The following is a 22,974-nucleotide window of genomic DNA, read 5'->3' on the forward strand; positions in this document are numbered from 1 at the left end:
GGAACGGCATGATATTTATAATGATTCGCATCATCGGATACTGGCTAATGAAGCATCTTGGCTTCCCCCGTATTCTGCCTATGAACTACACTGTGAGCCTGCTTTATTCCTGCAATTCACGTTGCAGCACCTGCAGGATTTGGAAGAAAAAGGCAGATAACCTAAGTCCTGAGGAGTATGCGAAGATTTTCCGCAGTGTGGGCAGAAGCCCATATTGGATTACATTCAGTGGAGGAGAACCCTTCCTGCGTCGGGACATAGTGGAGGTGGTTACCACCATTTACAAAGTCTCCCGGCCCCGCATTATCAACATCCCTACCAATGGTCTTCTGGTGAGTACGATCGTTGAAAAAGTAGAAGCAATTGCCCGGGCTTGCCCCAAAGCTCAGATCATCATAAATGTATCGATCGACGGCATTGAGGCTCAACACGATGATATCCGCAACGTTCCCGGGAATTACAAGAAAGCTATATCGACCTTCAGTAAACTTAAAGGCCTCAATCTGCCAAATCTACAGGTCGGGATTCACACAGTGATATCCCGCTACAATGTGGAGAACTTCTATTCCATCGCCAACGAACTGATGCGTTTGCAACCGGATAGCTATATCACCGAGATTGCCGAAGAACGGGTGGAACTGGATACCATTGGCTTGGACATCACACCCGGCAAAGTTGCATACAAATCTGCTATAGACTACCTGATCCACCGCATCAAAAACGAGAAATACCGTGGTATGAGTAAGATTACCATGGCATTCCGCATCGAATACTACAATTTCGTAAAGGCTATCATGCGGGATGAAAAACAGATTATTCCCTGTTACTCGGGAATAGCTTCGTGTCAGATATCTCCGGATGGCGATGTCTGGAGCTGTTGCGTGAAAGCAAAGTCTCTGGGCAACCTGCGAGAAGCAAAGTACAAATTTCCCAAAGTGTGGTATGGCCAAAAAGCCAGAAAAGACAGGCTCAGCATCCATCGCAAGGAATGCTGGTGTCCCCTGGCAAATGCCTCTTACACAAATATGTTGATGGATATCCCCACATTGCTGCGGGTAAGCTACCGCAGTTTCATTCATTGGTGGAGTTGATATGATAGCCGTGCAAAGCTTGCGGGACAATCCTCCCAATTCTTTCATAGACAAATACTTCAGCCAGGATGGACGTTTCGGGTGGGTTTTGATGATGTGGCATCCTGAAAAAAGCGAGCAACTGGAAGAAATAGGAGCCGACCTCAAGCTAAACGTCCGTAATTCCGAAGTGAACACTATTAGCAGAGTAGAGGTGGAGAAATGGCTGAAAAGCTTCATCGGCGAGCTTCATTGGAAGATGCATGCCCGGTTACGCCGTTTGAACCTTTCCGAAAAAGGGCTCTCCATTTTCTTTGCTGTCATCTTTGACCACGAGATATTTTACGTCCAGTTTGGCAGGCTTTTCTGCGCTATCTCGGATGGCAAGAAACTGCGTGTATGCGGTACGGATTATCGTCATTACCAGATGCAAAGCCTGGAAAAGCTAAATCTGTTGGGTTTTGCCGATAAAGACATACCCATCAAAGTACAGCGTATCTTTGTCGCCGAAAACAATCGCTTTCTAGTACTCAGCGGGAATCTCTGCAACCAAGTATTTGAGAACCACGGCGATCTCGCAAGCTTGAACCACTATGTTGAGTCCTTTGGCGGTTCTGAAAATCCAATGTGGTTGATCATCGAGGGCAAAGCTCATCTCATTAAGCCCAGACGAAGAAAAATGTCCCGCCTGCAGATCAGTACCTGGGTCATTATTATACTCACAACCATTGCCATCATCTATATGCTTTTTGGTAATCGCTTTCTGGATCAGGTCTTGCACCGTACCAGGATTACCATGAAACGCAATGCGGCTTTGAGATTGGGCCAGATCCCAAACAATCTCACCATGGACACACATAACCTGATTAAATATCTGGATCGCATAGTAAACCTGCCCGCTAGAGACATTGAGCTGGACATCCTTTGGACTTCCACTCTGGATTATCAGGTTACCATAGCCCCAGTCTTTAGTGTGGACAACATTTATCTGGCATCCGAAAATAGTCTGATTGCCTTCAATAAAAAAAGCCGCAAACTCGTTTGGAAAAAGTATTTTGATCATAGGATCAGTTCTGCGTTTTTTACTGAACATACCCTTCTGATATGTCTTGAGGGAGATAAAGCCTTTGGCTTCAAGGAAGATGGCAGTCAAAGCTGGCAACAGGATTTAAACAGCCCCGTCACGGATTTTGGTATATTGGAACCAAGCAGCATCAGCCCCGAGGATGATCCCCGCCTGAATCGTTCCATCACTATTGTGCCTTCGTCCCGCCACATCACAGTCGTGGACGCTCAAAGAGGTGAGAACCTTTCCACTATCTCCTTCAAAGAAGATATCCTCAGTCTTTCTGCTTACGACAATTTTGCCGGTTGTTTCTATGCAATAGTAAATGATGGGCTCATCTGCATTAAGCTCAAGATAGCCAATTAGAGGTAAATCAAGATGCATTCTTTTCCCCACCATACAACCGCCAGATTTGCGTTGATTATACTTATTATGGCTATCTCCAGCTATATCCTGGCTGTGGTGGAGAGTCCCATCAAGACAAGCTTTGCCCGTCTGCAGTATGATGGGGGGGGAGATTGGTACAACGATCCTGAAGTGCTGCCAAATCTCACCAGATTTGTAAATAAGCATCTTCACTCCAACATACCCATCGACCAAAACATTGTGAAAGCCGACGATACCAAGCTCTTTGACTATCCTTTTGTGTACCTCACCGGTCACGGAAACATCCGTTTCAGCGATATAGAGATAGCAAACCTGAGAAGCTGGATGCTGCGCGGAGGTTTTCTATATGCTGATGATGATTATGGTATGGACAGCGCATTCCGCCGGGAGATTAAACGCGTCTTTCCCGAACGTGAGCTTATTGAACTGGATGCGAGCCATCCCCTTTTCAATTCCTATTTCGATTTTTCTGGTGGATTACCGAAGATTCACGAACACGATGATAATCCACCGCAAGCTTTTGCCATGTTCGACGATTACGGACGCATGATGATGCTTTACACTTATGAAACCAATATCAGCGATGGCTGGGCGGATCCCGATACTCATGGCGATCCCGATGATTTACGGGAAATAGCACTCAGCTTTGGCTTGAACATAATCCACTACATCATGGTAAAGTGACATGAATATCTGCGTGATCTCAGATCTCCATTTCAAATTCACACCTCCCACTGTTGATGATGTGGAAAACAGCCGTATAGTGCTGGATTTTCTGGATCAAGCCCAGGGTAAATACGATTTATTGGTATTAAACGGAGATGTCTTTGACCTTTGGTACGATTGGAAGTACTGCATCATCAAACAGTATTTTCCGATATTGGTAAAGCTTTACGAACTCTCCTGCTCCGGTTGCCGCATAGTTCAGATTAGCGGAAATCACGATTTTTGGTTTGCCGATTTTCTGCCTGAGTATCTGAATGTGGAATTGGTGGATGAATCATTTTCTTTGGAAAGTGACGGTAAAAAGATCCACATCTGTCATGGTGATACTCATACTGTGAATGATATGCGTTACAAGCTCTTCCGCCGCGTGATCAGATTACCTTTGATGAAGCGGATGTTTGGCTGGCTGCACCCTGATCTTGCCTTGGGATTGGGCAGTAGATTGTCCCGCAGCAGCAGAGCGCGCAAGGATCCCGTCTCCTTGCGGAAACTGAAAAACTTCGGTTTGGAAAGCTACGCAAAAGAGCTGATCCTGCTTAAAAAGGCGGACTATGTGGTGATGGGGCACAGCCACGACCCTCTCTTTAAGGAGATCGATGGCGGATACTACGTAAACAGCGGAGACTGGATCAAACACCACAGTTTTGTGGAGATCATCTCCGGCAAGATAGAACTAAAGCAGTTTAATATGATAAAAGGAGACTAAGCATGACATTTAAGCGAAACTACCTCGCGCTGATCCTGATTCCTGTGATTCTGGTGTTGGGACTCACTATGCTTTATACTCAAAACAGAGATCAAGCAAATGATACCACAAAGGAGACACCTGTGATTGAAACCCCGAAAAACACTCTAAAAGTAAACCTGCAAACATCTTATGGAATGATCGAACTTGAACTGTGGCCGGATATAGCTCCCAAAACGGTTGAAAACTTCGTGAAGCTGGGACGGGAAGGATTCTATACCGGCACATACTTCCACCGCGTGATTCCGGATTTCATGATTCAAGGCGGAGATCCCAATACCAAGGACGATAACCGGATGAACGATGGTCAGGGCGGTCCCGGATACATGTTTGAAGACGAATGTTATGGCGAAGGCGTGGAACTTACCGGCGCCATCACCACTACAGATCAAGCCGAAACGATCTGGACTCAGATTATCGTGCCTCACATGCAAAAGAACCGCACCCCCAATCCCGAATTGGCAGAGATCGTAAAAGCATGTCAGAAAGCTCAAGCATTGGATCCCATCATGGCTCATCCGGTTGAGTACTACAAAGAACTGGGCAGAGTGGAAGAAAAGATCTATTCCAAAGTATTGAAAGCATCAGCGGACTACGGCACCATCGCCATGGCAAACAGCGGTCCCAATACCAATGGAAGCCAGTTCTTTATCGTAACCAAAAAGGACGGCACTCCCCGGTTGAACGGTAAACACACTGTATTTGGCAAGGTTATCGGAGGCATGAACATCGTGCATACCATCGAAAACTTGAAGAGAGACAGCCGAGACAATCCTCTGGAAGAAAACCAGGCCTTTATCAACGGAGTAGTATTCCCCAAATAAAGGAAAACATTATGGCTCGAACCAACGAATCTGCCCTGCAACAAGAAATAATGGCATGGATCCGGCAAAACCAATATGTGTACCTGGCAACCTGCGATAAACAACAGCCCAGAGTACGCCCTGTGGTTCTATTCACCATGGAAGACCGCTATTTCTTAGCTACTTTCACAGGAGATTCCAAGGTCGCTCAGATCCAAAGCAACAAACTGGTGGAAGTATGCGTACCTTTGAGTGAAGATGGCCATACCGGCTATATTCGTCTGAAGGGACGCGCTTCGATTGTAAATAATGCAGCGCTCAAGGCAGAAGCTTCAGAGCGCTGCTATTTCTTTGACGAATACTTCAATGGCTATGATGATCCGGATTTCACCCTCATCGAGTTCGATCCGGATTATGCAGAATACCTCCGTCCCGGAGAAACTTACTGTCAAAGCTGCACTCTAAAGCGCTACTGAGTAGATTGGATCAACTGATGATATTTGAATACAAAGACGAACATTTGGGCAGAAACTACATCGTGATCAGCAAAATAAGGGAAGTCACCAAGGCTCTGGGAGAGATTGTGATCACCTTCGACAACGGGGATAAACGCGTTCTAAGTGTGGAAAATCCGGATGCGACCCTTACTAAATTGCTGGATGCCCTTCGCGCTAAGTAGTATATAGTTCCAAGTACTCTGTAGATGAATCCTGGCGCTTTCTCCGGGCATTCCCTGTAGCTTAAGGAGAGATAAAGCTGATATTATCCAGTTATCATCGGGTGCTCACTCGATAATAACAGCTTTATATCCCGATCGGTACGAGTTCATCTACAAGGGGAGATGTCTGAGGCTTTGTAGCATTTGCCTTTCTGAATATAAAAAACCCGAGACTTTGGCCCCAGGTTACAGTATCTGTGAATAATGCTTTATTCGTAGCGGCAGAGATATGCAGTTTGATCTTTTACTTTCAGTTGGAATTTTTGATTGGCTGCCACGATAAAGGTCTCGTTTGGAGTGTATTCTTTCCAATTGCTGGCACCCGGAAGTTTCACAATCAAGGTACCGCTGATAACCGTCATGTATTCGATGGTGGAGGTTCCGAATTCATACTCTCCGATGTCCATCACGCCGATGGTGGAATTGCCCAGACTGTTGTTTAAAGCAATTGACTTTACCTTTCCTTCGAAATACTCATTCGTCTTCAACATTTCTTACTCCTAGTATTCATTCTTATAAATCCAGCTTTTGCATGTGTCCCTTTTAGGTCAAGGGGAAAAACGGGTTGAAAAGGGCTTGGGCTATATGACTAGAAGAACGAGGCGCTGTGCGAGCGCCTCGTAATGTGCGATAACAGAATTTCGAATATTAGAGAAGCATCAGAGTGAAAATCCTACTCTGCCGTGATTTTGAAAAATGCTTTGCTTTCCGCCGGATCCGCCACATAAGACGTTCCGCTGATACTTTTGAAATGAGTGTAATCCATACTTGGATCGTTAGTTTTGTATATGTTATATTTGCGTGCATAAGGGATGGGATTCCAGCTCAGATGCGGAGCGCCGGTAATTGCGTCTTTCACGATCTGAACTTCGGGGGTTGGATAGCTATAATCTGCGTCACCGATCCAGAAATTGTTCAGCATATAATCGTTATCGTCGTTGTTTATCTGTGAACCGGCAAAAAAGGCGATGCGAATATGACCAGTATGTTCTGCCAGAGAAATAGAGATGGTCTCGCCGGCCATTGGGATATTGTTCAGCACATATTCTGAACCAGTGTTATTGTACTCCCTTACAATATCTGCCATTTCCCAGGTGAATCCATCTCCGATCAAGATAGCAAACTGATCGTCTGTAGCGCTGTAATTTGGGGGAGTTCCTTCGGGAGTCTGACCATATCTTAGTATCGCAGCGTCTATCTTCATCACATAGTTTTCTGAGGGGATGTTGAACATCGGTGATACCAAATATCCGCTGACAGACCCCCAGATGTTTATCCTGGCGGCTTTATCGGTTCCGGAATAGTTTAGCCAGTCATCGCTATCCCATTGGCTGCCGTTCAGAGTTCCAAACGTGATGGGATCGCTCAATGTACCAGCGTAGTGAGTCCAACCCACAGGTGGAAAATCCCCGTCGAATGTTTCCAAGTGAGGGTATAGCACTATTGCCGGATCAGCTTCTGTGGTGAACGACCATACCGGGCAGTTGATAGCCGGAGCAATATCGTTTTGCGGTATCACTCTCCAGTAGTACTGAGTATCATAGTTCAGTCTATCAGGCAGTGTGTATCTGGTTTCGCTCACACTCTGGGCGTTGATGATGTTTGAGGGAGGATTGTCTGTGCCAAACCAGAGCATATATCCAGTGGGCATTCCGCCATTGTGTTCCCATTTCAGCATGGTATCGATGGGGACGTCTATGGCCGCGTCTGCGGGTATAATTGCTGTGGCAGGAGGTGGCGGGGCATCGGGAGTGCTCATTAGCCAGATATTAGGGCGATAATCCCGCTTGCGGGTTCCGCTGCTGGTAGAGAAAGAAGTACCGTTCTTGTACACAGCACTATAGAATGAAGTTTCGGTAGTGCGGAAACTTGGTGGGCCGGATACTTTTACTCCATCACGATCTTCCCACAGGATTTCCAGATGCCAACCATTTGCGGGATTAAAGGTATAGGGTGTTTGAAGAGTAATTTCCTGCCAGCCGGGGCCGTTCCAGGATACTGTCCCGTCATATACCAGAGTATGGTATGCGGGGTTTTGGTAATTACCATTTGAATATTGGTCATCGTAGTAAACGCCCATGTAAACCTTCTGGCTGTCGGTTATGTAGTTTGTCTTCTCATTATCCACGTAGAAGGCGATTCTTTCGATAGTCTGTTGTGTGGTGAATCCGGCAGCTTGCAATTCATCTGCTTTGTAGAAGAATTTGCTCCAACCGTAATTCGCATAACCATATAACGGCACTTTGTTTTGAGTGTCGTCATCAGTGCCGATTATATAATCTCCGGCACAGAGGAAGGACAGGCTTAAGGCAAAGCCCAGGATCAGTATAATTGTCTTTTGCATGTTGTCCCCTTATTTGATCATAGTTAGTTTTCGGATCTGAGTAGTTTGATGACTGCTGAAACGGACGTAGTACACTCCACTTGCTACACCCTTTTTATTGTCATCTGTGCCATCCCAAACCACGGTGTGCATGCCTGCGTTCTTATTCTCGTTCATCAGTACTTTTACTTTCTGCCCCTTGATGTTATATATTTCTACGCGTACATCTCCGGGATCAGAAAGAGTGAATGCAATATTTGTAGTAGGATTAAAAGGATTTGGATACACATTGGTGATACCGGCGGATATCACCGGACTGTTGGCATCGCCAATAGCCGAAGTGCTGATATCCCACCAGTTCATCAGGTCTTGAATCCATTCCATGCGGTGATTGGGATTGCTGAGCTGGGAGAAGTCGAAGCTAAAATACAGGGTTCTAAAAGAGGGAGTTTCTACGGCAGTTGCGGCTATTCCGTGATAAAGATAGGCTTGGCCGCCGATAGGTCCGTCTTCAAAAGCATAAATGTATTCTGCGCCGATTTCGGGATAAGGAACTGAGTTATAATAGGGATCACCGGCTGCATCATTGGGGAAGATGCAATCTGGAGAATTCGCATAAACCGGGTATTCCATGTCCACGGTTCCCACAGGAGTACCAGGCAAAGCCAGAATGGTTCCGCTCACATAGGTATAACTGTCTGGACCGCCCAGGCCATTTGTGCCTCCTCCAAAACCAGAAGCCACATAGGATGTGCGGAAATATCCACTCATCAAACGCCTGATGCTGCTGGAATTCGGGTGGGCATGTTGGGAAGAAGCTAAGCCGTCTGAAGCAAACCAGAGATTGCGGGGATCCTGATCTGTGCCGCTATCCAGATAGCTGCTGAGCTGAGTGGCGAAGTAGTGCATTTTCTCATTTGCTGACCCTGTGTTGGCATAAGCTATAATTCCCTGGTATGAATCCGGTATCTCGTAGTTTGAATATTCTTCCCAATTGTAGATATCGTAATCGATGTTCAATTCTGTAAGCAGGTTTTCATATATCGGCAGCTCGATGCGGTTATAATCCTGTGTGCCGCTGTAGGCTATCAGCACCTTTGAATCAGCCGTAGGCAGGACTTTAAAGCTGTAGCATTGGCCGGGGGCTTCTACAGGCAGGGTGGAAGTATTTCCCACGCCATCCGTAGCTTCAAAGTAATAGGATACTGTGCTGCCCAGGGGGATATTCATGATGTTGAAATAGTATTCACTGCCAATCACAGTGTCTGCTTCTACACTTGTCCAGCCTTCGCCGGTATTGTAGTGCATTTCGGCATTGATAGGAGCAGTCATATCTATGATGGTGGCAATCAGTTCCTGATGTTGCATGAAGGTATTGCCTTTGGCTTTGTGAGTTATGATGGGGTCTTGATCATCCTCACCGGAGTAAAAGACGATGGCCAAGCCGTCGTGAAGCAAGTTACCAGCAGGTTCCACACCCATATAGGTGTTGTCTTGCACGATCTCTCGGAGGTATGGAAGACCGCTGTTGGCAGCTCGATTTTGGATGGCAACGGTGGAACTGGCTCCAAAGTCATGCGGAATGCTGGCACCTGTCTGTCCAGTGGCAACAGTGTGATACTGCATCTTGATTTCACCGTTCTCGTGCAAGATTACCTGGAATTTCAAGAGTTCTTCAGCTCCGCTACCAGCGCGGAATCTAAGGTTGTTCCATTGCACCACGGTATAGCGGTTGGGCGCAGTACCAAAAGTTTCAAAAAAGACGTTGCCCACACCTTCATCGGCTTCCAGATCATCCCAATATACGGCAATCAACGCCGGCATCTGAACGTAACCTGGAATGGGATACATATAGTTGAACATGTTGCCGTCACTGTCCCATCCGTCATCTGGGTATTCAGTTTGCCAGTTGTTGGGTGCTAAAAGGATCTCACCATTGATATCGATGTAAGCGGTTGTGAAGTTCTCACCATAAAATGGGAAGCTGAAGCCCAGGGGTACAGCTTCACTGAAGTTATCATCTCCGGAAAAAGAGTTTACACCGAACATAATGGATGAAGCTCCGGTTTCGCTAATCTCAATCCAGTCGTAGTCTGGTCCCAAGGGATCATTGCTGTCCAGATAACGGTAACCAAAGGTGTCCGGACCTCCACTGGTGAAGCGGTAAACAATCGTAGTATAAGCTACAAAGACGTTGTTATCTGGGTTCGAGTCTTCAGTACCGATAGTAAACTCAAAGCGCAATTCTTCTTCATCGGCAGGGATAAAGCTGTTTGACATGCTTAGGATGGCGCTACCGCCGGGACTGAGCTCCATCATATGGCTTAGAGCATCGCTGTGCAGCAATTCATTGGCGGAGGAATAGACCTCCAAATCTACATCAATATAGTCGTTGAAGGCTGTCCATCCGCCATTGCTTACTTCTATTACCGGGATCATGGGGAGGTTCTGGTATTCTATGACACGAGGGGAAATAACCTCAGAGAAGTAAAGATCAACCGCTGGATCTTCCAATACTATCACCTCGAGTGTATCTATGGCGATCAAACCGGTATAACCGTCGTTCAGAGTGAATACCAACGCTTCGTTGCCCACAAAATCGTTTGAACTTAAGTGTACGTTCAAACCGGAGATTGTTACGTCTATATTGTCGCTGGGTTCAGAACTCAAGCTTACCATGCTGATGTCTGAGCATGTTATGTAATCACTGAAATCCATTGTGAGGGAGTCACTGAGAAACATCGATACGGATTCCGGAAGATTCAACTCCGGATCTATGGCGATTTCCTGACCTATCCTTACATCGTCCAAGAGGATACCATAGGTGCTGCATTCCCAGAAGAAACCAATGTAGATATTCATTCCAATATAGCTACTCAAGGATACTTCTGCGTATTCATAGGAATTGCCCAGATCATTCAAATTCAGGAGCAGTGTGCTCATGGCACCAGGCTGGGCCAGAGTGGTGGATACATATACCTTCAGGTCCTCTGTTCCATACCAGGCGCGTGTGTAAAACTCGAGATTGTCGCCCGCATTAACGCTAATCTGGGGAGTAATCAGCCAGTCAGCGTTCTGGTTGGGCAGATAGTTGTCCACAAAAGCAGCGCGGCTGCCTGTGTGTGCGTTGGCGTGTTCAAAATTTCTCCATGTCAAACCGTCGCCGTCGTCAAACACGCTCCAGCCTTGAGGAAGAGTAGTAATCCCTTCGAAGCCTTCATCTATGTGCCATTGCGCCATCAGGATGGTGGAACACATTAGAATCAGGATAGTTCCTATAATAGCTTTCATCTTTATACCTCTCGTTAGTTGAAACTCAGTTGGGGTTGTTCAATTTGAACGAACCATTCATTTATGCCGGCCACATCTCCTCCAAGGGGACGATTGTCACCCCAATAAAAGGAGAGAAGCCCACGGGATTTCTGTTTGTAGGAGTTGTCGATATTGGCCAAAGATATGTTGGGATTGGTGCCAAGGCAGATCAGCGCTACTTTCCTGCCGTCAATTCCTCCGCTGATAATCGCTTTACCCAGCAGCTCTTCATTACTTGCAGCAGAATAGGTCTTGATCTCGTTGTTCTTGATCTGAAGCAGGGGTTTATCGATCTTCTCACCGAAGGCATAGGCTACATCACCACGGATCTCGCCGTTCATGGACATGGGTTGAGGTACCATCAACACCTCTCCTCCGGGATAATTGATTACTGGACATTGATACTTACTGTTTGTGAAAGAACCGGTTTCCGCATATACTCCTTTCAACAAGAATCGCAGTGAAGAATCGTTGCCCTTCACATCCAGATATTGGCATCCAGAAAGCTTTTCACACATCTGGATGGTGTTCCTGCTCAAGCTCTCGTAATCTATGTCGAGCGCTTTCCAAAACTGCAGTTCGCTTTCGATCGCTTTATCCGATAGAGTGTCGTTCAATAAGCCCGGCATCATCGCTACTCTGATCTTCTTCTGTTGGATTATCTGAGTGCTTTTGCTGAAGTGAGATTGCCGTAGTTTTTGCTTTTCTGGGTTCGACAGGGGGATGTATCTGGTTTCGCCGTTTAGATTCAGATAGGCGTCGCTGCTGCGAAGTAAGCGGTTGAAATTATCGTAATCCGCATTGAAGGCAGGTAAACTGTAGTTTTCGTATTTATTGCGAATCATCTCTTCATCCTGATATAGCAGGGAACAGCGGATGCTCAATCTACCGGCTTCTGCCAGTATCTTCTCAACTAATGGGAAGTTGAACTTTCCCGTAACGATTAGTAGCTTTTGGCGCGGTTTGAGCTTCAGGGATTCCTGTAATATGCGGGATGCGATCAGTGAAAGGGGGAGCTTGTATTCACTCTCCAGGATGCTTTGAATTACACTGCGGCCGTTGATGGTGCCGTCACTCAAATGCTCGCCCAAAGCAAAGTCCAATATATAGTTCTTTGCCGTAGCCCTGTAATATACCTCTTTTCCGTTATCTACCATATCATCAACAATCTGGATAAATCCCTCATCCAATAGCTTGGTGAGATTGTAATGAACTTTCTGTTTACTGACCCCGAATGCTGTGGCCAATTGCTGACAGGTGGCAGCAGAAGCAATGAGAGCGCGGATCATACTGAATTTGAGGTCATTGGCCAACTCCATCACCTGTGAGTGTCGAGAAACAATTTGAATGTTTTTGATTAAAGTCACTGAAAACTCCTATATGCGTAATTCAATAAATACGCTGTTCATGGTACTGTAACTATACTGTATATGATGCTTTTAAGCATGCATATCCGAGATTACGAACTATGCTGAAGTTGTCAAGAACTTTTTGACTAAATTTACATGATGTCCGGTAAATGGTCTTCTGAACGTACCCGTAAAGCTGATCCATTGAATCCTGATGGGGATCAAGACTATTATTGAAAACGGAAGTGAGGATTTGAAAGCAGAGTGTCTCGAAGAATCAACAAAATGCATCCAGGAAGTGGACATGAAAGACCTGAAAGTTCCGCATGACTTTAACTACGAAATGACCGGTAGCGTTGAAGTGATGTCCTCTACAAACGACTTTGTGACAGTGCTTGGAAGCGGTGTATTCTGGAACACTCAACCGGAACAAATCCATGGTGAACCTGTCCCGATCAGTTTTGAGCTAACATTGATAGAGTCAATCGATCAGAGTACCTTGCCTATCTGGGGATTTTGGAATCCCTATCTGATGGTGAACCGGGTATTAGGGCACGAGAGGTTATCCTCCCACAATACATGCAGATGCGGCACTGTTTGGAATGGATGATGATACCACCAACCTCTCGGAAAACAGATATTACAAGTCTGCGACAAACTTACCCTGGGCACTGGATTTGCCCATACGATGGAATTATCCCATAGAACACAAAGAGATCAGTCAATCCTATTACAGATTTGCACCTTGGGCCAAAAGCGGCGGCAGCACCTATCAGGATTGGTATGATCTCGAAAACGGAGACATAAATCCCGCATTTATCTACGATAGATAAGAGTCCTTGAGAGCTATACATAGAACCCCAGTTATGAAGCCGGGGTTCTATGTTTAAAATGGATGGTTAGTTTTGTTGGGGAAATCAGACTCTCAATGAACTGATGGGAACTTCCCATTCCCGGGTATCGTGATCCAGCAAGAGGATGCCGTTTCTAGCTTTCAAGCGTTCATAAATATCTTGCTTGGCCTTGAAAGTATCCTGACGACACACATCATAGGCTGAGGTTATTGCTAATGAAGTGTGAAACTGAGTGGCAATAATGTCACCGGCATAGATGTAGAAAGCATCCGGACTGTCGATCTGTATGTATTGACTTCCAACTGTATGACCACCGCATTTCACACAGCTGATTCCCGGATATATCTCCACTTCACTATCGATCAATTCGATGTTGCCGTGATCTTCCAGAAGCTTCATCTGATGTTCAAACTGATATGCAGCCTTATTCAATCCGTCGGGGGTCCTGGCAATGTTCCATTCATCCTTCTGGATCCAGTATTTGGCTTTGGGGAAGGTAAGTGCGTCATGATTTCCAAATCCAGTTACAATTCCGCCGGCATGGTCGAAATGAAGATGTGTCATTATCACGTCTGTGATATCCTTGTCTGTATAGCCCAATTCAGCTAGCGATGCCAGCAGGGCAAATTCGCTGGGCTGATAAATCTCACGTTGTTTGTGATTCAACCTGTTACCCAATCCGGTATCTATCAGGATTCGCTTTTGACCTTTAACTATCAGCAGCAGATTCAAGTCCATCTTTTGGCGTCGTCTATCGTCGGATTTTATTTTATCTTTCCATATGGCATAGGGTAGTACACCCATCAGTGCACCACCATCAGACCAATAGTTTCCGGCGTAAACCTTGAAGACTTTATTCACTACTTATCGCCGTTTTCGGTTTTGGGACGAGGTTTGCGATTGCGGTAATCTGGCTTTCGAGGACTGCGCTTCTTCGGTACAGAAGGAATGGGATCTGTCTCAGCGCTAGTGCTTTTATCGGGAGAGTTCTGATCGGTATCACGCTTCTTCTGTGGAGCTCTGTGGTGTCTAGGACTGGGTTTTGCTTTGTTCTCATCTGGCTTTGCTTCGCCTGATTCGTTTTTAGCTTTACCGTTTTGCTGCAGAACTTCACTTTCTTTCATTTTGGCAGAGAAGACCACTATGCGTTTGTTTTCGCCCTCACCAATGGTAAGGGTTTTCAGGCCTTTGTCTTTTTCGATATGGCGATGGATTATACGGCGTTCTCCGGGGCTCATGGGCTCCAGGGTTAGTGAATTGCCACTGGTCTTGATCTGATTGATGCGAGGCAGAAACTTGCTGAGGAACTGGGATTCGCGGCGCTGGCGATAACCATCGGCATCCAGATAGATGCGATCAATCGTACGATCTCCCTCAAAAACTCTATTGATCAGGTATTGAATAGTCTCCAGCATAGTTCCGTTTTTCCCGATAATGAATCCGGTCTCCACGATGCCATTTACGGTCAGAAAGAGGGTTTTCCCTTCCTTTTTGGATGTGATGTCTGAGAAGCTAATTCCCATTTTGCATAGTAAAGATTCAGTAAAGAGTCGTATTCTATCCTCATTCTCGGGTAGTTGAAAGCGAACCAACGCTGATTTGTTTGCAAACAGGCCAAAGAATCCCTTGCTTGGTTTTTTTAGAATTTCGTATTTTAGCTCGTGATCTTTTATATTGTGCTCACGGCGAAAAGTGCGGATGATCTCTTCAACGGAGACACCGCTTTTATCGATTGTGGTCATTAAACTATTCCTTATTTTTGTTGAGTTTTAGCAGATAATACTGCTGAATAACCGAGAAGATATTGAACACTGTCCAGTACAGCACCAATCCGGCAGGCATACTACGGAAGATGAAGAACATCATGATCGGCATAATCCACGTCATCATTTTTTGTGATGATTGCGCTGCCTTTTGCTTGTCGTCCATTTCTTCAGGGTTCCCCTTGGGGGGTTTCATCATCAAGGATTGGATTACCATAAAGACACCCATGATGATGGGAAGTATCAGATAAGGATCCGGCTCGGAGAGATCCTTTAACCATAGGACAAAACCTGCATTACGCATATCGATTGAATAGCGCAATACGTTGTAAAGCGATATAAAGATAGGCATTTGCAGAAGTAGTGGCAGACATCCGGACAGGGGATTTGCTCCTGCTTCTTTGTACAACTTGCTTATCTCCAATTGTAAAGTTTTTGGGTCATCCTTGTATTTCTTTTGCAGATACTGCATCTGTGGCTGAATCTTCTGCATCTTCAGAGAAGCCTGCATACTCTTGTGGGTAAGAGGGTGTAAAAGCACCTTAATGATCAGGGCAAAGATAATGATCACCACACCATAATTCTTGATGTAGGTATGAAGCCAACTCAGGAACCAAGCAAAGATGTTTGCCAACCAGCGCAGCCAATTGGCTCCGCGTTCCGCAATGTTTTCCATCTGTCTGCCGTATGTTTTCAGGATATTGGCATCTGCAGGACCGGCATAGAGTACAAAGCTCTGTTGCCAGTTTGCCTTGGCATCTTTGCTGAAGCTATCGATGGCAAAACCCGGATTCCCGGTATCTTCGTTTAGGCTAGTGGAAAAGCTTTTGCATAGCGGAGGTTCATTCTCTTTGATAGCGAGAGTGAAATACTTGCTGCGAACTGCTGCCCAGGCAAAACTGCTGTAACTGCCCTGCGGCGGATTTTTGCGTAATTTGGAGAGCGGTACTTTTAGGATTTCGTTGTCAGCATACAGATAGAAGCGGTAATCCTGAGCCTTTGTTTTTGTGTTGTTCTCACTATCCGCGATGCCGGCAGACATATCCAGCCTGATACCGTTCACACTGCCGAATCCGTCGATACTAAAGTCTGTTTTTATGCCGTATTGATCGTCCAACCGATAGGTTCTGCGAATTGTAGCTCCATTCTGACTATTCAGAGTGAAGGTGACGGCCTTTTCAGAGGGATCCACAGCATAGCTAAAGCTATACTTGCTAAGATCAATGTTCTCTCCACTGCTGTACAAAATGCCGTTCAAAATCTGAGTGTCTTCGGGAATTAAATTCACCAATTTATCGGAGCCAAACTCAAAGTGCTTGAGTTCTATGGAACTAATTACTGCACCGCGATTACTGAACTTCACAATGAAATTCTCGTTTTCCAAGGTGATGATCTGGTTTTCAGTGTTCTGGGCGAACAAACTGTCCGCATTCACAGCTGGTAAAACGGTATCCGACAGGCTGTCAGGACTGGCGTTTACTGGACTTTCCGGAACCACTTCCTCGTTTTGGACAGCTAACTTGGCGTTGTCGCGTTGCGGTTTCCACACAAAATGATCAAAAACCAAGTATAGAACCAACATCATCAGAAGAGCAGTAATAGTTCGTTTATCCAATTTGACTCCTTATGGCAATGGGTCGTATCCACCCTTGCAAAATGGGTTGCAACGCAGAATCCGCCATACACTCAGATAGAGAGCTTTGGTAGGATTGAAACGTTGAAATGCCTGTAGGGCATAAGTGGAACAACTGGGACTATAGCGGCAGGATTTTGGTAAATAGGGAGATATGGCAATCTGATAAAAGCGAATAAAGAGAATCATAACTCGGGAGGGCAGATTCAAAATTGCTTCTGGGTTTATATGCATTTTATCGTATCTCCGAGATGCTCACAGAGTTCCTGCCAAGAAAGATCCGCTGCTCCACGTCTGGCAATGAAGTTCATCTTGCAGGATGCGGGCAGAGAATGCTGGTGTTCCCGAAACCATGCTCTCATACGGCGTTTGAGCCTGTTCCGGGAGGCCGCATTCGACACTTTTTTGCTGATCGTGATGCCCAATGCCGGTCCATCTGGGTCCGGCAATACGGGCACGAGAAAATATCGGGATCGAATCGCTTTTTCCGCGCGAGTAAATTCCATATACTCCTGATGAGCTTTGACCCAACGGATCATTACTTATACGCAGAGCGACTTTCTTCCTTTGGCTCTGCGACGAGCTAATACTTTGCGGCCGTTTTTGGTAGCCATGCGACTACGAAAGCCGTGAGTATTTTTGCGGGATCTGTTTGATGGCTGATAAGTCCTTTTCATTTATGTGGTCTCCTTTGGATTTCATCTGATACTCTTTCAGTAGAAACCAGATTTTTCTCTACAGCTAATCAGTCAAGTGTTTTCGCAAATAGACACGGGCGAAAGCATGAACTTCCGCCCGTACGTGATATCATGCTCTCTTACAAAAGCGCATTTAGTTTATCCATTATCTTTCCCTTCTGTACCAATCCTACCAGCTGGTCATTTACTGTGCCTGCTTTAAAAATCAGTAAGGTCGGGATGGACATGATGGAATACTTCCCGGCAATTTCCGGGCTTTCATCGATGTTTACTTTGCAGATCTTCACTTTGCCGTCCACTTCGTCGGCAAGCTTCTGAATGATTGGCAATAAGGCTTTACAGGGACCGCACCAGGGAGCCCAAAAATCTACTAATACCGGGATCTCGGACTTTAAGACTTCGGCCTCAAAGGTATCAGTCTTTACTTCTACTATTGCCATAATAAACTACTCGACTACAGCCAAAATGTCGCTCTTGGATAAAATGAGATACTTCTCGCCGTCAAGCTCGATCTCGGTGCCGGCATACTTGCCATATAGCACCTTTTCACCTACTTTTACTATCTTTTGCAGGTCTTCGTCTGTACCCACGGCAATAATCTCTGCTATCTGCGGTTTCTCTTTGGCAGTATCCGGTATGATGATCCCGCCGATCTTCTTCTCTTCAGAGGTGGCTGTTTTCACCACCACATGGTCTTCGATAGGTCTCAGTTTCATAATAACCTCCATAGTTTTACGTATGATTCCTAAGAATTATGATAGTCAGTTTCTTGTTCTTAGCAAACACTTTTTTGGAGTGCTAATTTTTGTCAAGGCCAAAGCGACGAAATTCCTGCATGTCTTGATTATCTCCCTTATTTGTCAGGATATTGAGGTATCAGGAAGCAGTGAAAACTGCTTTAAGCCCTCACCCCAAACTTCAAATCGCACTCACTTGGACAAATGTGGATAATTGTTTATCTGGTTTGGAGATAGATTAGACTACGTTTGGACTTGGGCATAGCCTGTTTTAGACGTATTTGGACGTCTTTTTATCACTGTATCTTCAAATTTAGGCCGATTTTAGACTGGACTTGGACATCCGAAGGGTTGGCCGACATCAGTCGAGTTTAAATTGGCGCAGCTGAAGTGACATATTCTTGATATGATGTTCATCCAAATCCTGATCCGAGTCCATATTGTTGACGTTTCCGTCTAAACTATGCTTTATGTCCATCGTCGAGATGGCCAAGGTGCTCTTCCCGGAGGGACAGGATACTCCAACCCTGATATCCAAGTTCCTCACCTATCCTGATGGCTATATCGATGCCTATGATGCTCTTGCAGGATGCCTGGAACACTTCTCCGAATATGATGTCGGTAGGAACAGAGTGAAAGTCCGGAGATTCATATTCTAATGAACTACTATGATAAGCTCATGCCTGAGCAACTTGTAAGTAAAGCTGCCGAGACTAAGAAAGTAGTGTCCCAGCCTACTCCATGAGCAATCTGCTCAATCTCCTGGATACCGATGAGTATCACTCGGGTTGTGTGGATGCCCTGTCAATGGCAACCGTGATGGAGTTCGACTGCAAGAACAGCTAGGTTAAGTCCTGGATGGAAGCTGTGGAGTTTCCTGCCTGTGAAGACCAGACGACTATCCTGGCGGAGCTGATGAAGTTCTATCTGGCGTGCGGTAATGGCTTTCTGATCAAGATTCGGAACGCTCAAGGTCAGTAGATGGGGCTGGAACGCATGCTGCCCAGTGAAGTGCAGATCGTAGAGAACTATGACGAGTTTGGCTTCTTTCGCCCTAACTATATCCAGGTGAAGAATAACCAGAAGAAGGACTTTGCTTACGAGGACATCATCCACGTAAAGAAGTCCACTTCTGGGGGATATTGCCTCCCTCGGCAATGCATTCAACATCCATGCAATAGGCGGCTTTTATTTCCGTTTCCATTCTATGTCATTTTTTTGTCGAGCAACCCAGACTCTTTCGCTCCTATAGTGAAAGCTGCTTTTAGCTGCTTGTTACTCAGAAAAGCTTCAAGATGAAGCTTCTAAACCCAAAAAAAAGCCTGCCCAATTATGCGGACAGGCTTGGAGAAGAGTAAATTTTGTCTTACAGGAAGCGCTTTACAACTTCCACTACTTCAGGCAGATCCATGCCGATGTTTTTCAGATGTTCCAAAGTGGGCACACCTTCCTTGGTCCAGCCTTTACGTTCATACACAGCATCTACGAGTTGTTGATATTGATCTTCGCGATATTGGCGGGTGATTTCCATCTTCTCAGCAGTAGATTTGCCTGTGGGATCCACGCCAATCTTGTTTTTCAGCAAGTTGTCGTAGCGTTCAATGCGGGAAAGGTATTCTTCCTCGGTAACTGGGCCTACGGCGCGATAGGGGGGAATATCATCCTGGCGGCGACCTCCGCCCATCCTCATGCAAAAGACTTTCTGGAAGTTGTAAACCCGTTCGCTTTGACGTATCAGCTCGTGTTTATCCATCGGTTTTCCCGTGATTGCTTTGTAGATATCCACATAGTTTTGAACGTGTTCAGGTACCTTTGCCGGTTCGTCGGTTTGAGCGTTATCAGCAGGTTCGATGTCGTTCCAGGGAAGCTTGCACAATCCCTGCAAGCCAAACCAGGTACGGAACATGGGGAAATAGTGCAGGGCTTCGGCTTTATCTTTGAAAGTGGGAATATGGTTATTCACCATATCCATGAAGATCAGCCAGGCTTCATCGTGTTGCGGGCCTTTCAGAGCCAAGGTATATCCGCCTTGCTGCGCCAAAGATTCTTTACTCATGTATTGAGAATATTCCAGTCCCTTGGCTTCCATACCGATGTCTTGCAAGAATTTGGGATCGGCGCCATACTTTTCGGCAAAGATCTTCTTCATCCTGCGTACACCCTGACCCACGATCATACCAAAACCTTCACCCCGAGCCATCTGATGCAAGAGCTCCAATGCATCGTCGGCATTTCCCCAAGAGAGATCCAAGCCCCCGGTGCGTTCTTTGTTCAAGATGCCGTTTTCGTAGCATTCCATTGCAAATGCCACACTGGTGCCAAAAGAAATGGTATCCACACCGTAAGTATCGCAATAGAAATTGATTTCCACCACATCTTTAGGATCCCACACACAGATGTTTGAGCCGCAACCGCCGGCAGTTTCGTATTCCGGGCCATCAACCGTAACCGACTGTCCCTTGTAAGGACCAGTGCGGGGTTTAAAATTGTCTACGGCTTTGCAGCAGGATAGTGAGCAACCATACCAACAGCCGTCTGCCATACCTTGGGTAAAGAGCTTGGTAAACTCTCGAGAATGAAGACCCTCGGCTTCAGGCATTTGGCCATACTTGAAGTTCTTGATGGGCAAAAGGTCATAATCGTTCATGATTTCCATCAGGTGAGCGGTACCAACCTGATGCATGCGGCACTGGGTAGCGTCTCCGGCTTCAATCTCTTTGTGCAGCTTCAGACCTGTCTTGCGTAGAGTGGGTAGGTCAGCCGGATTGTTGGTATCTACTTTTAGTCCGGAATACTTCACCACCAAAGCCTTGATCTTTTTGTGTCTGAAAGCAGTTCCTGTGCCACCACGTCCGGCTTGTTTGAGACGGGCAACTTTGCGGCGCTTGTCCCAGAACGAGAAGTTCAAACAGGTTATGAGTACATTGTCCGCTGCACGTCCGGAAGATACCACGGATATAGTCTGCAACCTGTCTTCGCCATCGGCAAATTCCTTATGCAGAGATTCCGCTAGCAAGTGGCTGTTGATCTCTTCGTCGGGAGCGGTCAAGATCTTCACGACGCCTTTGTCGCCATCAATAAATACAATAACTTCTTCATCGGCAATGCCTTGAAGTTCCAGGGCATCGAAGCCGGCAAACTTACAATAGGGGCCAAAGTGTCCACCCACATTGCAATCCACGGGAATACCCGTTAATGGTGAGATAGTGGTAACAATGGACTTTCCGCTGCCGGGATACGAGGTATTGCCACACAAGGGGCCAAAAGCGATGCAAACTTCGTTTTCGGGATCATCCCATTTGGTGGTGTCTTTCACGCCATGCCACATCAGATAAAGGTCAAAACCCTTGCCTCCCACGAACTTATCTATCATCATGTCTGAAACAGGTTTTTCTTTGATCTCTCCGGTGCCTACGTTTACATAAAGCGTACGGCGATTGTATCCTTTATCGATGGGTTTCAATGTGTAACTGTATTCAGCTAATACTCTGCGATTCATGTCTTCTCCTTATGCCTCTGTTATTTCCAGGGCTTCTGCTGGGCAGGTTTTCACGCACGCGCCACAAGCAATGCACTTGAAGGGATTATGCTTGCTCAAAACCGTACGCATGCTGTTTGTAGGGCATACTGCCACACACATTAAGCATCCTATGCAAAGGTTGCGGGAGAGCATCACCACACCTTGTTTGCTTACCGCGAGTGCCATCGTAGGGCATGCCTCCACACAAGTCTGGCATTGATTGCATACATTCATTTCGGGAGGATTCGTCTCGTCATGAATTTGGATGCAGGAAAGCTCGGATTTGTCTTCTTTGAAATAGAGACTGGAACAAGTGCTCTCGCACGCATGGCAAGAGATACACTTCTCCGGATAAGTCTTCAGCATTTTCATCGCCTTATACTCCTATATATCATATGACTATCATTCTGGTGACAACTTTATGCCATCGTGCTTTATGGTCAATCACAATTTAATTACCCGCTGCGGAAACTGAGCCAAGCTCTCTACTTTAACGCTTGCCGATCGAGATATAATCGGGTAATACTCGGGTATTCACTCGATGATAACCCGATGATATCTGCTTAAGCACAGCTTTACGCAAAGGGAGGGAAGCCTAAGAGATGTATGTGGATGGGGGATATTTCCGTCATCTGCACTCAAACCATGAGACTGTTCACTTTGACCTGATCTATTTCCAATGAGTTAGCGCATGAGTTAGGTGAAAAAGTGGGCGAAACGACTAAAATATGCTTTCGAAACCGAATTGACAAGAAGGCCAGTATGCCATCTTTTCTCAAAAACCACCTTTTATGTCTCCTCGGGATTTTTAGGGCCAATACGAGCGTTTCTGAGAGCCTAAAACGTGACAAAAAGAATGTCTATTAAATTGTAAGAAAATGCTTTACAGATTTCATGGTATAGATACTTTGGCACCCAAAATAACATGCTTTTGAGGTGTCAAAATGAAGAACAAATCGAACCGGAAATCTGCCGTTGACGTGAGCTTGAACCAGGAAGAGATTGTAGTTTCATTGAATATCCCTGTCAGATTCAGTATTCCTAAAACAAAAGCCAATATCAAGTTCATTATCGTATTCTTGAGATTGCTGTTTTGTAGAGATGGCTCCAGGTTGTGCACTTTTCAGGATATTGCCACGATGGTTGGTTATACAGACCGTAGAAATGTAAACAACTACTGGAGGGAGTTTGAGCAACATGGCTTTGATATCTTGGCCTTTCTGAGCCGGAAAGTCGATCTCAAGGAGTGCATACCGTTGATAGAAGACTT

Annotated in this window: 25 protein-coding genes; 11 read left to right on the plus strand and 14 right to left on the minus strand. The window is 45.8% G+C overall.

What is annotated here, in order from left to right; translation table 11 throughout:
* Window positions 1-8: 8 nt before the first annotated feature.
* Genes PHF32_04875 through PHF32_04905 form a run of 7 tightly spaced genes read left to right on the plus strand, consistent with a single transcriptional unit; the run spans window position 9 to window position 5,476 of the window.
* A complete protein-coding gene (locus PHF32_04875; GenBank protein ID MDD4560060.1) occupies window positions 9-1,091 on the plus strand; it encodes a radical SAM protein in 1,083 nt (360 codons plus the stop codon).
* Between the two features lies 1 nt (window position 1,092).
* The gene (locus PHF32_04880) at window positions 1,093-2,502 is read left to right on the plus strand and encodes a hypothetical protein (GenBank protein ID MDD4560061.1); all 1,410 of its coding nucleotides are present in this window, start codon (window positions 1,093-1,095) and stop codon (window positions 2,500-2,502) included.
* A 12-nt stretch (window positions 2,503-2,514) separates the two neighbouring features.
* The gene (locus PHF32_04885) at window positions 2,515-3,207 is read left to right on the plus strand and encodes a DUF4159 domain-containing protein (GenBank protein MDD4560062.1); all 693 of its coding nucleotides are present in this window, start codon (window positions 2,515-2,517) and stop codon (window positions 3,205-3,207) included.
* Between the two features lies 1 nt (window position 3,208).
* Window positions 3,209-3,955 (plus strand): UDP-2,3-diacylglucosamine diphosphatase, encoded by a 747-nt coding sequence (locus PHF32_04890; GenBank protein ID MDD4560063.1) that lies wholly within the window; start codon window positions 3,209-3,211, stop codon window positions 3,953-3,955.
* A gap of 2 nt (window positions 3,956-3,957) precedes the next feature.
* The gene (locus PHF32_04895; GenBank protein MDD4560064.1) at window positions 3,958-4,818 is read left to right on the plus strand and encodes a peptidylprolyl isomerase; all 861 of its coding nucleotides are present in this window, start codon (window positions 3,958-3,960) and stop codon (window positions 4,816-4,818) included.
* Between the two features lie 11 nt (window positions 4,819-4,829).
* On the plus strand, window positions 4,830-5,273 hold the full coding sequence (locus PHF32_04900) for a pyridoxamine 5'-phosphate oxidase family protein (GenBank protein ID MDD4560065.1): 444 nt from the start codon (window positions 4,830-4,832) through the stop codon (window positions 5,271-5,273).
* A gap of 17 nt (window positions 5,274-5,290) precedes the next feature.
* Window positions 5,291-5,476 (plus strand): hypothetical protein, encoded by a 186-nt coding sequence (locus tag PHF32_04905; protein MDD4560066.1) that lies wholly within the window; start codon window positions 5,291-5,293, stop codon window positions 5,474-5,476.
* Window positions 5,477-5,724: 248 nt separating this feature from the next.
* On the opposite strand, the gene PHF32_04910 is transcribed toward PHF32_04905, so the two are convergent.
* The 4 genes from PHF32_04910 to PHF32_04925 form a co-directional block, all read right to left on the minus strand.
* Window positions 5,725-6,006 (minus strand): pyrimidine/purine nucleoside phosphorylase, encoded by a 282-nt coding sequence (locus PHF32_04910; GenBank protein MDD4560067.1) that lies wholly within the window; start codon window positions 6,004-6,006, stop codon window positions 5,725-5,727.
* A gap of 182 nt (window positions 6,007-6,188) precedes the next feature.
* The gene (locus PHF32_04915; GenBank protein ID MDD4560068.1) at window positions 6,189-7,859 is read right to left on the minus strand and encodes a hypothetical protein; all 1,671 of its coding nucleotides are present in this window, start codon (window positions 7,857-7,859) and stop codon (window positions 6,189-6,191) included.
* Between the two features lie 9 nt (window positions 7,860-7,868).
* On the minus strand, window positions 7,869-11,129 hold the full coding sequence (locus tag PHF32_04920; GenBank protein ID MDD4560069.1) for a choice-of-anchor J domain-containing protein: 3,261 nt from the start codon (window positions 11,127-11,129) through the stop codon (window positions 7,869-7,871).
* Window positions 11,130-11,143: 14 nt separating this feature from the next.
* Window positions 11,144-12,517 (minus strand): hypothetical protein, encoded by a 1,374-nt coding sequence (locus tag PHF32_04925; protein ID MDD4560070.1) that lies wholly within the window; start codon window positions 12,515-12,517, stop codon window positions 11,144-11,146.
* Between the two features lie 286 nt (window positions 12,518-12,803).
* Here PHF32_04925 and PHF32_04930 point away from each other — a divergent pair, with 286 nt between their 5' ends.
* Together PHF32_04930 and PHF32_04935 are read left to right on the plus strand one after the other, a co-directional pair.
* Complete coding sequence (locus tag PHF32_04930; protein MDD4560071.1) at window positions 12,804-13,109, plus strand: hypothetical protein; 306 nt, start codon at window positions 12,804-12,806, stop codon at window positions 13,107-13,109.
* The gene (locus tag PHF32_04935) at window positions 13,102-13,332 is read left to right on the plus strand and encodes an LruC domain-containing protein (protein MDD4560072.1); all 231 of its coding nucleotides are present in this window, start codon (window positions 13,102-13,104) and stop codon (window positions 13,330-13,332) included. The genes PHF32_04930 and PHF32_04935 overlap by 8 nt, the downstream gene beginning before the upstream one ends.
* An 84-nt stretch (window positions 13,333-13,416) precedes the next feature.
* On the opposite strand, the gene PHF32_04940 is transcribed toward PHF32_04935, so the two are convergent.
* The 8 genes from PHF32_04940 to PHF32_04975 all read right to left on the minus strand — a co-directional run bounded on the left by PHF32_04940 (window position 13,417) and on the right by PHF32_04975 (window position 18,163).
* The gene (locus PHF32_04940) at window positions 13,417-14,214 is read right to left on the minus strand and encodes an MBL fold metallo-hydrolase (protein MDD4560073.1); all 798 of its coding nucleotides are present in this window, start codon (window positions 14,212-14,214) and stop codon (window positions 13,417-13,419) included.
* Window positions 14,214-15,095, minus strand: coding sequence for a Jag N-terminal domain-containing protein (locus tag PHF32_04945; GenBank protein ID MDD4560074.1), 882 nt, complete (start codon window positions 15,093-15,095; stop codon window positions 14,214-14,216). Before PHF32_04945 ends, PHF32_04940 begins: the two co-directional genes overlap by 1 nt.
* 4 nt (window positions 15,096-15,099) lie before the next feature.
* Window positions 15,100-16,731 (minus strand): membrane protein insertase YidC, encoded by a 1,632-nt coding sequence (gene yidC, locus PHF32_04950; protein MDD4560075.1) that lies wholly within the window; start codon window positions 16,729-16,731, stop codon window positions 15,100-15,102.
* 9 nt (window positions 16,732-16,740) lie between these two features.
* The gene (yidD, locus tag PHF32_04955; protein MDD4560076.1) at window positions 16,741-16,983 is read right to left on the minus strand and encodes a membrane protein insertion efficiency factor YidD; all 243 of its coding nucleotides are present in this window, start codon (window positions 16,981-16,983) and stop codon (window positions 16,741-16,743) included.
* Window positions 16,974-17,255: a ribonuclease P protein component gene (gene rnpA / locus PHF32_04960; GenBank protein ID MDD4560077.1), complete on the minus strand. Its 282-nt coding sequence runs from the start codon at window positions 17,253-17,255 to the stop codon at window positions 16,974-16,976. The genes yidD and rnpA overlap by 10 nt, the downstream gene beginning before the upstream one ends.
* A 36-nt stretch (window positions 17,256-17,291) precedes the next feature.
* Window positions 17,292-17,426: a 50S ribosomal protein L34 gene (gene rpmH, locus PHF32_04965; protein MDD4560078.1), complete on the minus strand. Its 135-nt coding sequence runs from the start codon at window positions 17,424-17,426 to the stop codon at window positions 17,292-17,294.
* A gap of 140 nt (window positions 17,427-17,566) precedes the next feature.
* Window positions 17,567-17,887: a thioredoxin gene (gene trxA / locus PHF32_04970; GenBank protein ID MDD4560079.1), complete on the minus strand. Its 321-nt coding sequence runs from the start codon at window positions 17,885-17,887 to the stop codon at window positions 17,567-17,569.
* 6 nt (window positions 17,888-17,893) lie between these two features.
* Window positions 17,894-18,163 (minus strand): co-chaperone GroES, encoded by a 270-nt coding sequence (locus PHF32_04975; GenBank protein MDD4560080.1) that lies wholly within the window; start codon window positions 18,161-18,163, stop codon window positions 17,894-17,896.
* Between the two features lie 464 nt (window positions 18,164-18,627).
* Between PHF32_04975 and PHF32_04980 the strand changes: the two genes are divergently transcribed.
* Window positions 18,628-18,843: a hypothetical protein gene (locus PHF32_04980; protein ID MDD4560081.1), complete on the plus strand. Its 216-nt coding sequence runs from the start codon at window positions 18,628-18,630 to the stop codon at window positions 18,841-18,843.
* A 707-nt stretch (window positions 18,844-19,550) separates the two neighbouring features.
* Here PHF32_04980 and PHF32_04985 read toward each other — a convergent pair.
* Together PHF32_04985 and PHF32_04990 are read right to left on the minus strand one after the other, a co-directional pair.
* Entirely contained in the window at window positions 19,551-21,683 is a 2,133-nt protein-coding gene (locus PHF32_04985; GenBank protein ID MDD4560082.1) for an aldehyde ferredoxin oxidoreductase C-terminal domain-containing protein, read from the minus strand.
* 9 nt (window positions 21,684-21,692) lie between these two features.
* Window positions 21,693-22,070, minus strand: coding sequence for a 4Fe-4S binding protein (locus tag PHF32_04990; protein MDD4560083.1), 378 nt, complete (start codon window positions 22,068-22,070; stop codon window positions 21,693-21,695).
* A gap of 578 nt (window positions 22,071-22,648) precedes the next feature.
* Between PHF32_04990 and PHF32_04995 the strand changes: the two genes are divergently transcribed.
* Window positions 22,649-22,974 (plus strand): hypothetical protein (locus PHF32_04995; GenBank protein ID MDD4560084.1); only part of this gene is annotated, 326 nt, incomplete at its 3' end.

This window comes from Candidatus Cloacimonadota bacterium (assembly GCA_028706475.1).
In the GTDB taxonomy this organism is placed as follows: domain Bacteria; phylum Cloacimonadota; class Cloacimonadia; order Cloacimonadales; family Cloacimonadaceae; genus UBA5456.

Bases quoted from the DNA above. Each gene is read 5' to 3' on its own strand.
- PHF32_04875 (MDD4560060.1), top strand. From the start codon at position 9: ATGATATTTATAATGATTCGCATCATCGGATACTGGCTAATGAAGCAT.
- PHF32_04880 (MDD4560061.1), top strand. From the start codon at position 1,093: ATGATAGCCGTGCAAAGCTTGCGGGACAATCCTCCCAATTCTTTCATA.
- PHF32_04885 (MDD4560062.1), top strand. From the start codon at position 2,515: ATGCATTCTTTTCCCCACCATACAACCGCCAGATTTGCGTTGATTATA.
- PHF32_04890 (MDD4560063.1), top strand. From the start codon at position 3,209: ATGAATATCTGCGTGATCTCAGATCTCCATTTCAAATTCACACCTCCC.
- PHF32_04895 (MDD4560064.1), top strand. From the start codon at position 3,958: ATGACATTTAAGCGAAACTACCTCGCGCTGATCCTGATTCCTGTGATT.
- PHF32_04900 (MDD4560065.1), top strand. From the start codon at position 4,830: ATGGCTCGAACCAACGAATCTGCCCTGCAACAAGAAATAATGGCATGG.
- PHF32_04905 (MDD4560066.1), top strand. From the start codon at position 5,291: ATGATATTTGAATACAAAGACGAACATTTGGGCAGAAACTACATCGTG.
- PHF32_04910 (MDD4560067.1), bottom strand. From the start codon at position 6,006: ATGTTGAAGACGAATGAGTATTTCGAAGGAAAGGTAAAGTCAATTGCT.
- PHF32_04915 (MDD4560068.1), bottom strand. From the start codon at position 7,859: ATGCAAAAGACAATTATACTGATCCTGGGCTTTGCCTTAAGCCTGTCC.
- PHF32_04920 (MDD4560069.1), bottom strand. From the start codon at position 11,129: ATGAAAGCTATTATAGGAACTATCCTGATTCTAATGTGTTCCACCATC.
- PHF32_04930 (MDD4560071.1), top strand. From the start codon at position 12,804: ATGAAAGACCTGAAAGTTCCGCATGACTTTAACTACGAAATGACCGGT.
- PHF32_04935 (MDD4560072.1), top strand. From the start codon at position 13,102: ATGGATGATGATACCACCAACCTCTCGGAAAACAGATATTACAAGTCT.
- PHF32_04945 (MDD4560074.1), bottom strand. From the start codon at position 15,095: ATGACCACAATCGATAAAAGCGGTGTCTCCGTTGAAGAGATCATCCGC.
- yidD (MDD4560076.1), bottom strand. From the start codon at position 16,983: ATGCATATAAACCCAGAAGCAATTTTGAATCTGCCCTCCCGAGTTATG.
- rnpA (MDD4560077.1), bottom strand. From the start codon at position 17,255: ATGGAATTTACTCGCGCGGAAAAAGCGATTCGATCCCGATATTTTCTC.
- rpmH (MDD4560078.1), bottom strand. From the start codon at position 17,426: ATGAAAAGGACTTATCAGCCATCAAACAGATCCCGCAAAAATACTCAC.
- trxA (MDD4560079.1), bottom strand. From the start codon at position 17,887: ATGGCAATAGTAGAAGTAAAGACTGATACCTTTGAGGCCGAAGTCTTA.
- PHF32_04975 (MDD4560080.1), bottom strand. From the start codon at position 18,163: ATGAAACTGAGACCTATCGAAGACCATGTGGTGGTGAAAACAGCCACC.
- PHF32_04985 (MDD4560082.1), bottom strand. From the start codon at position 21,683: ATGAATCGCAGAGTATTAGCTGAATACAGTTACACATTGAAACCCATC.
- PHF32_04990 (MDD4560083.1), bottom strand. From the start codon at position 22,070: ATGCTGAAGACTTATCCGGAGAAGTGTATCTCTTGCCATGCGTGCGAG.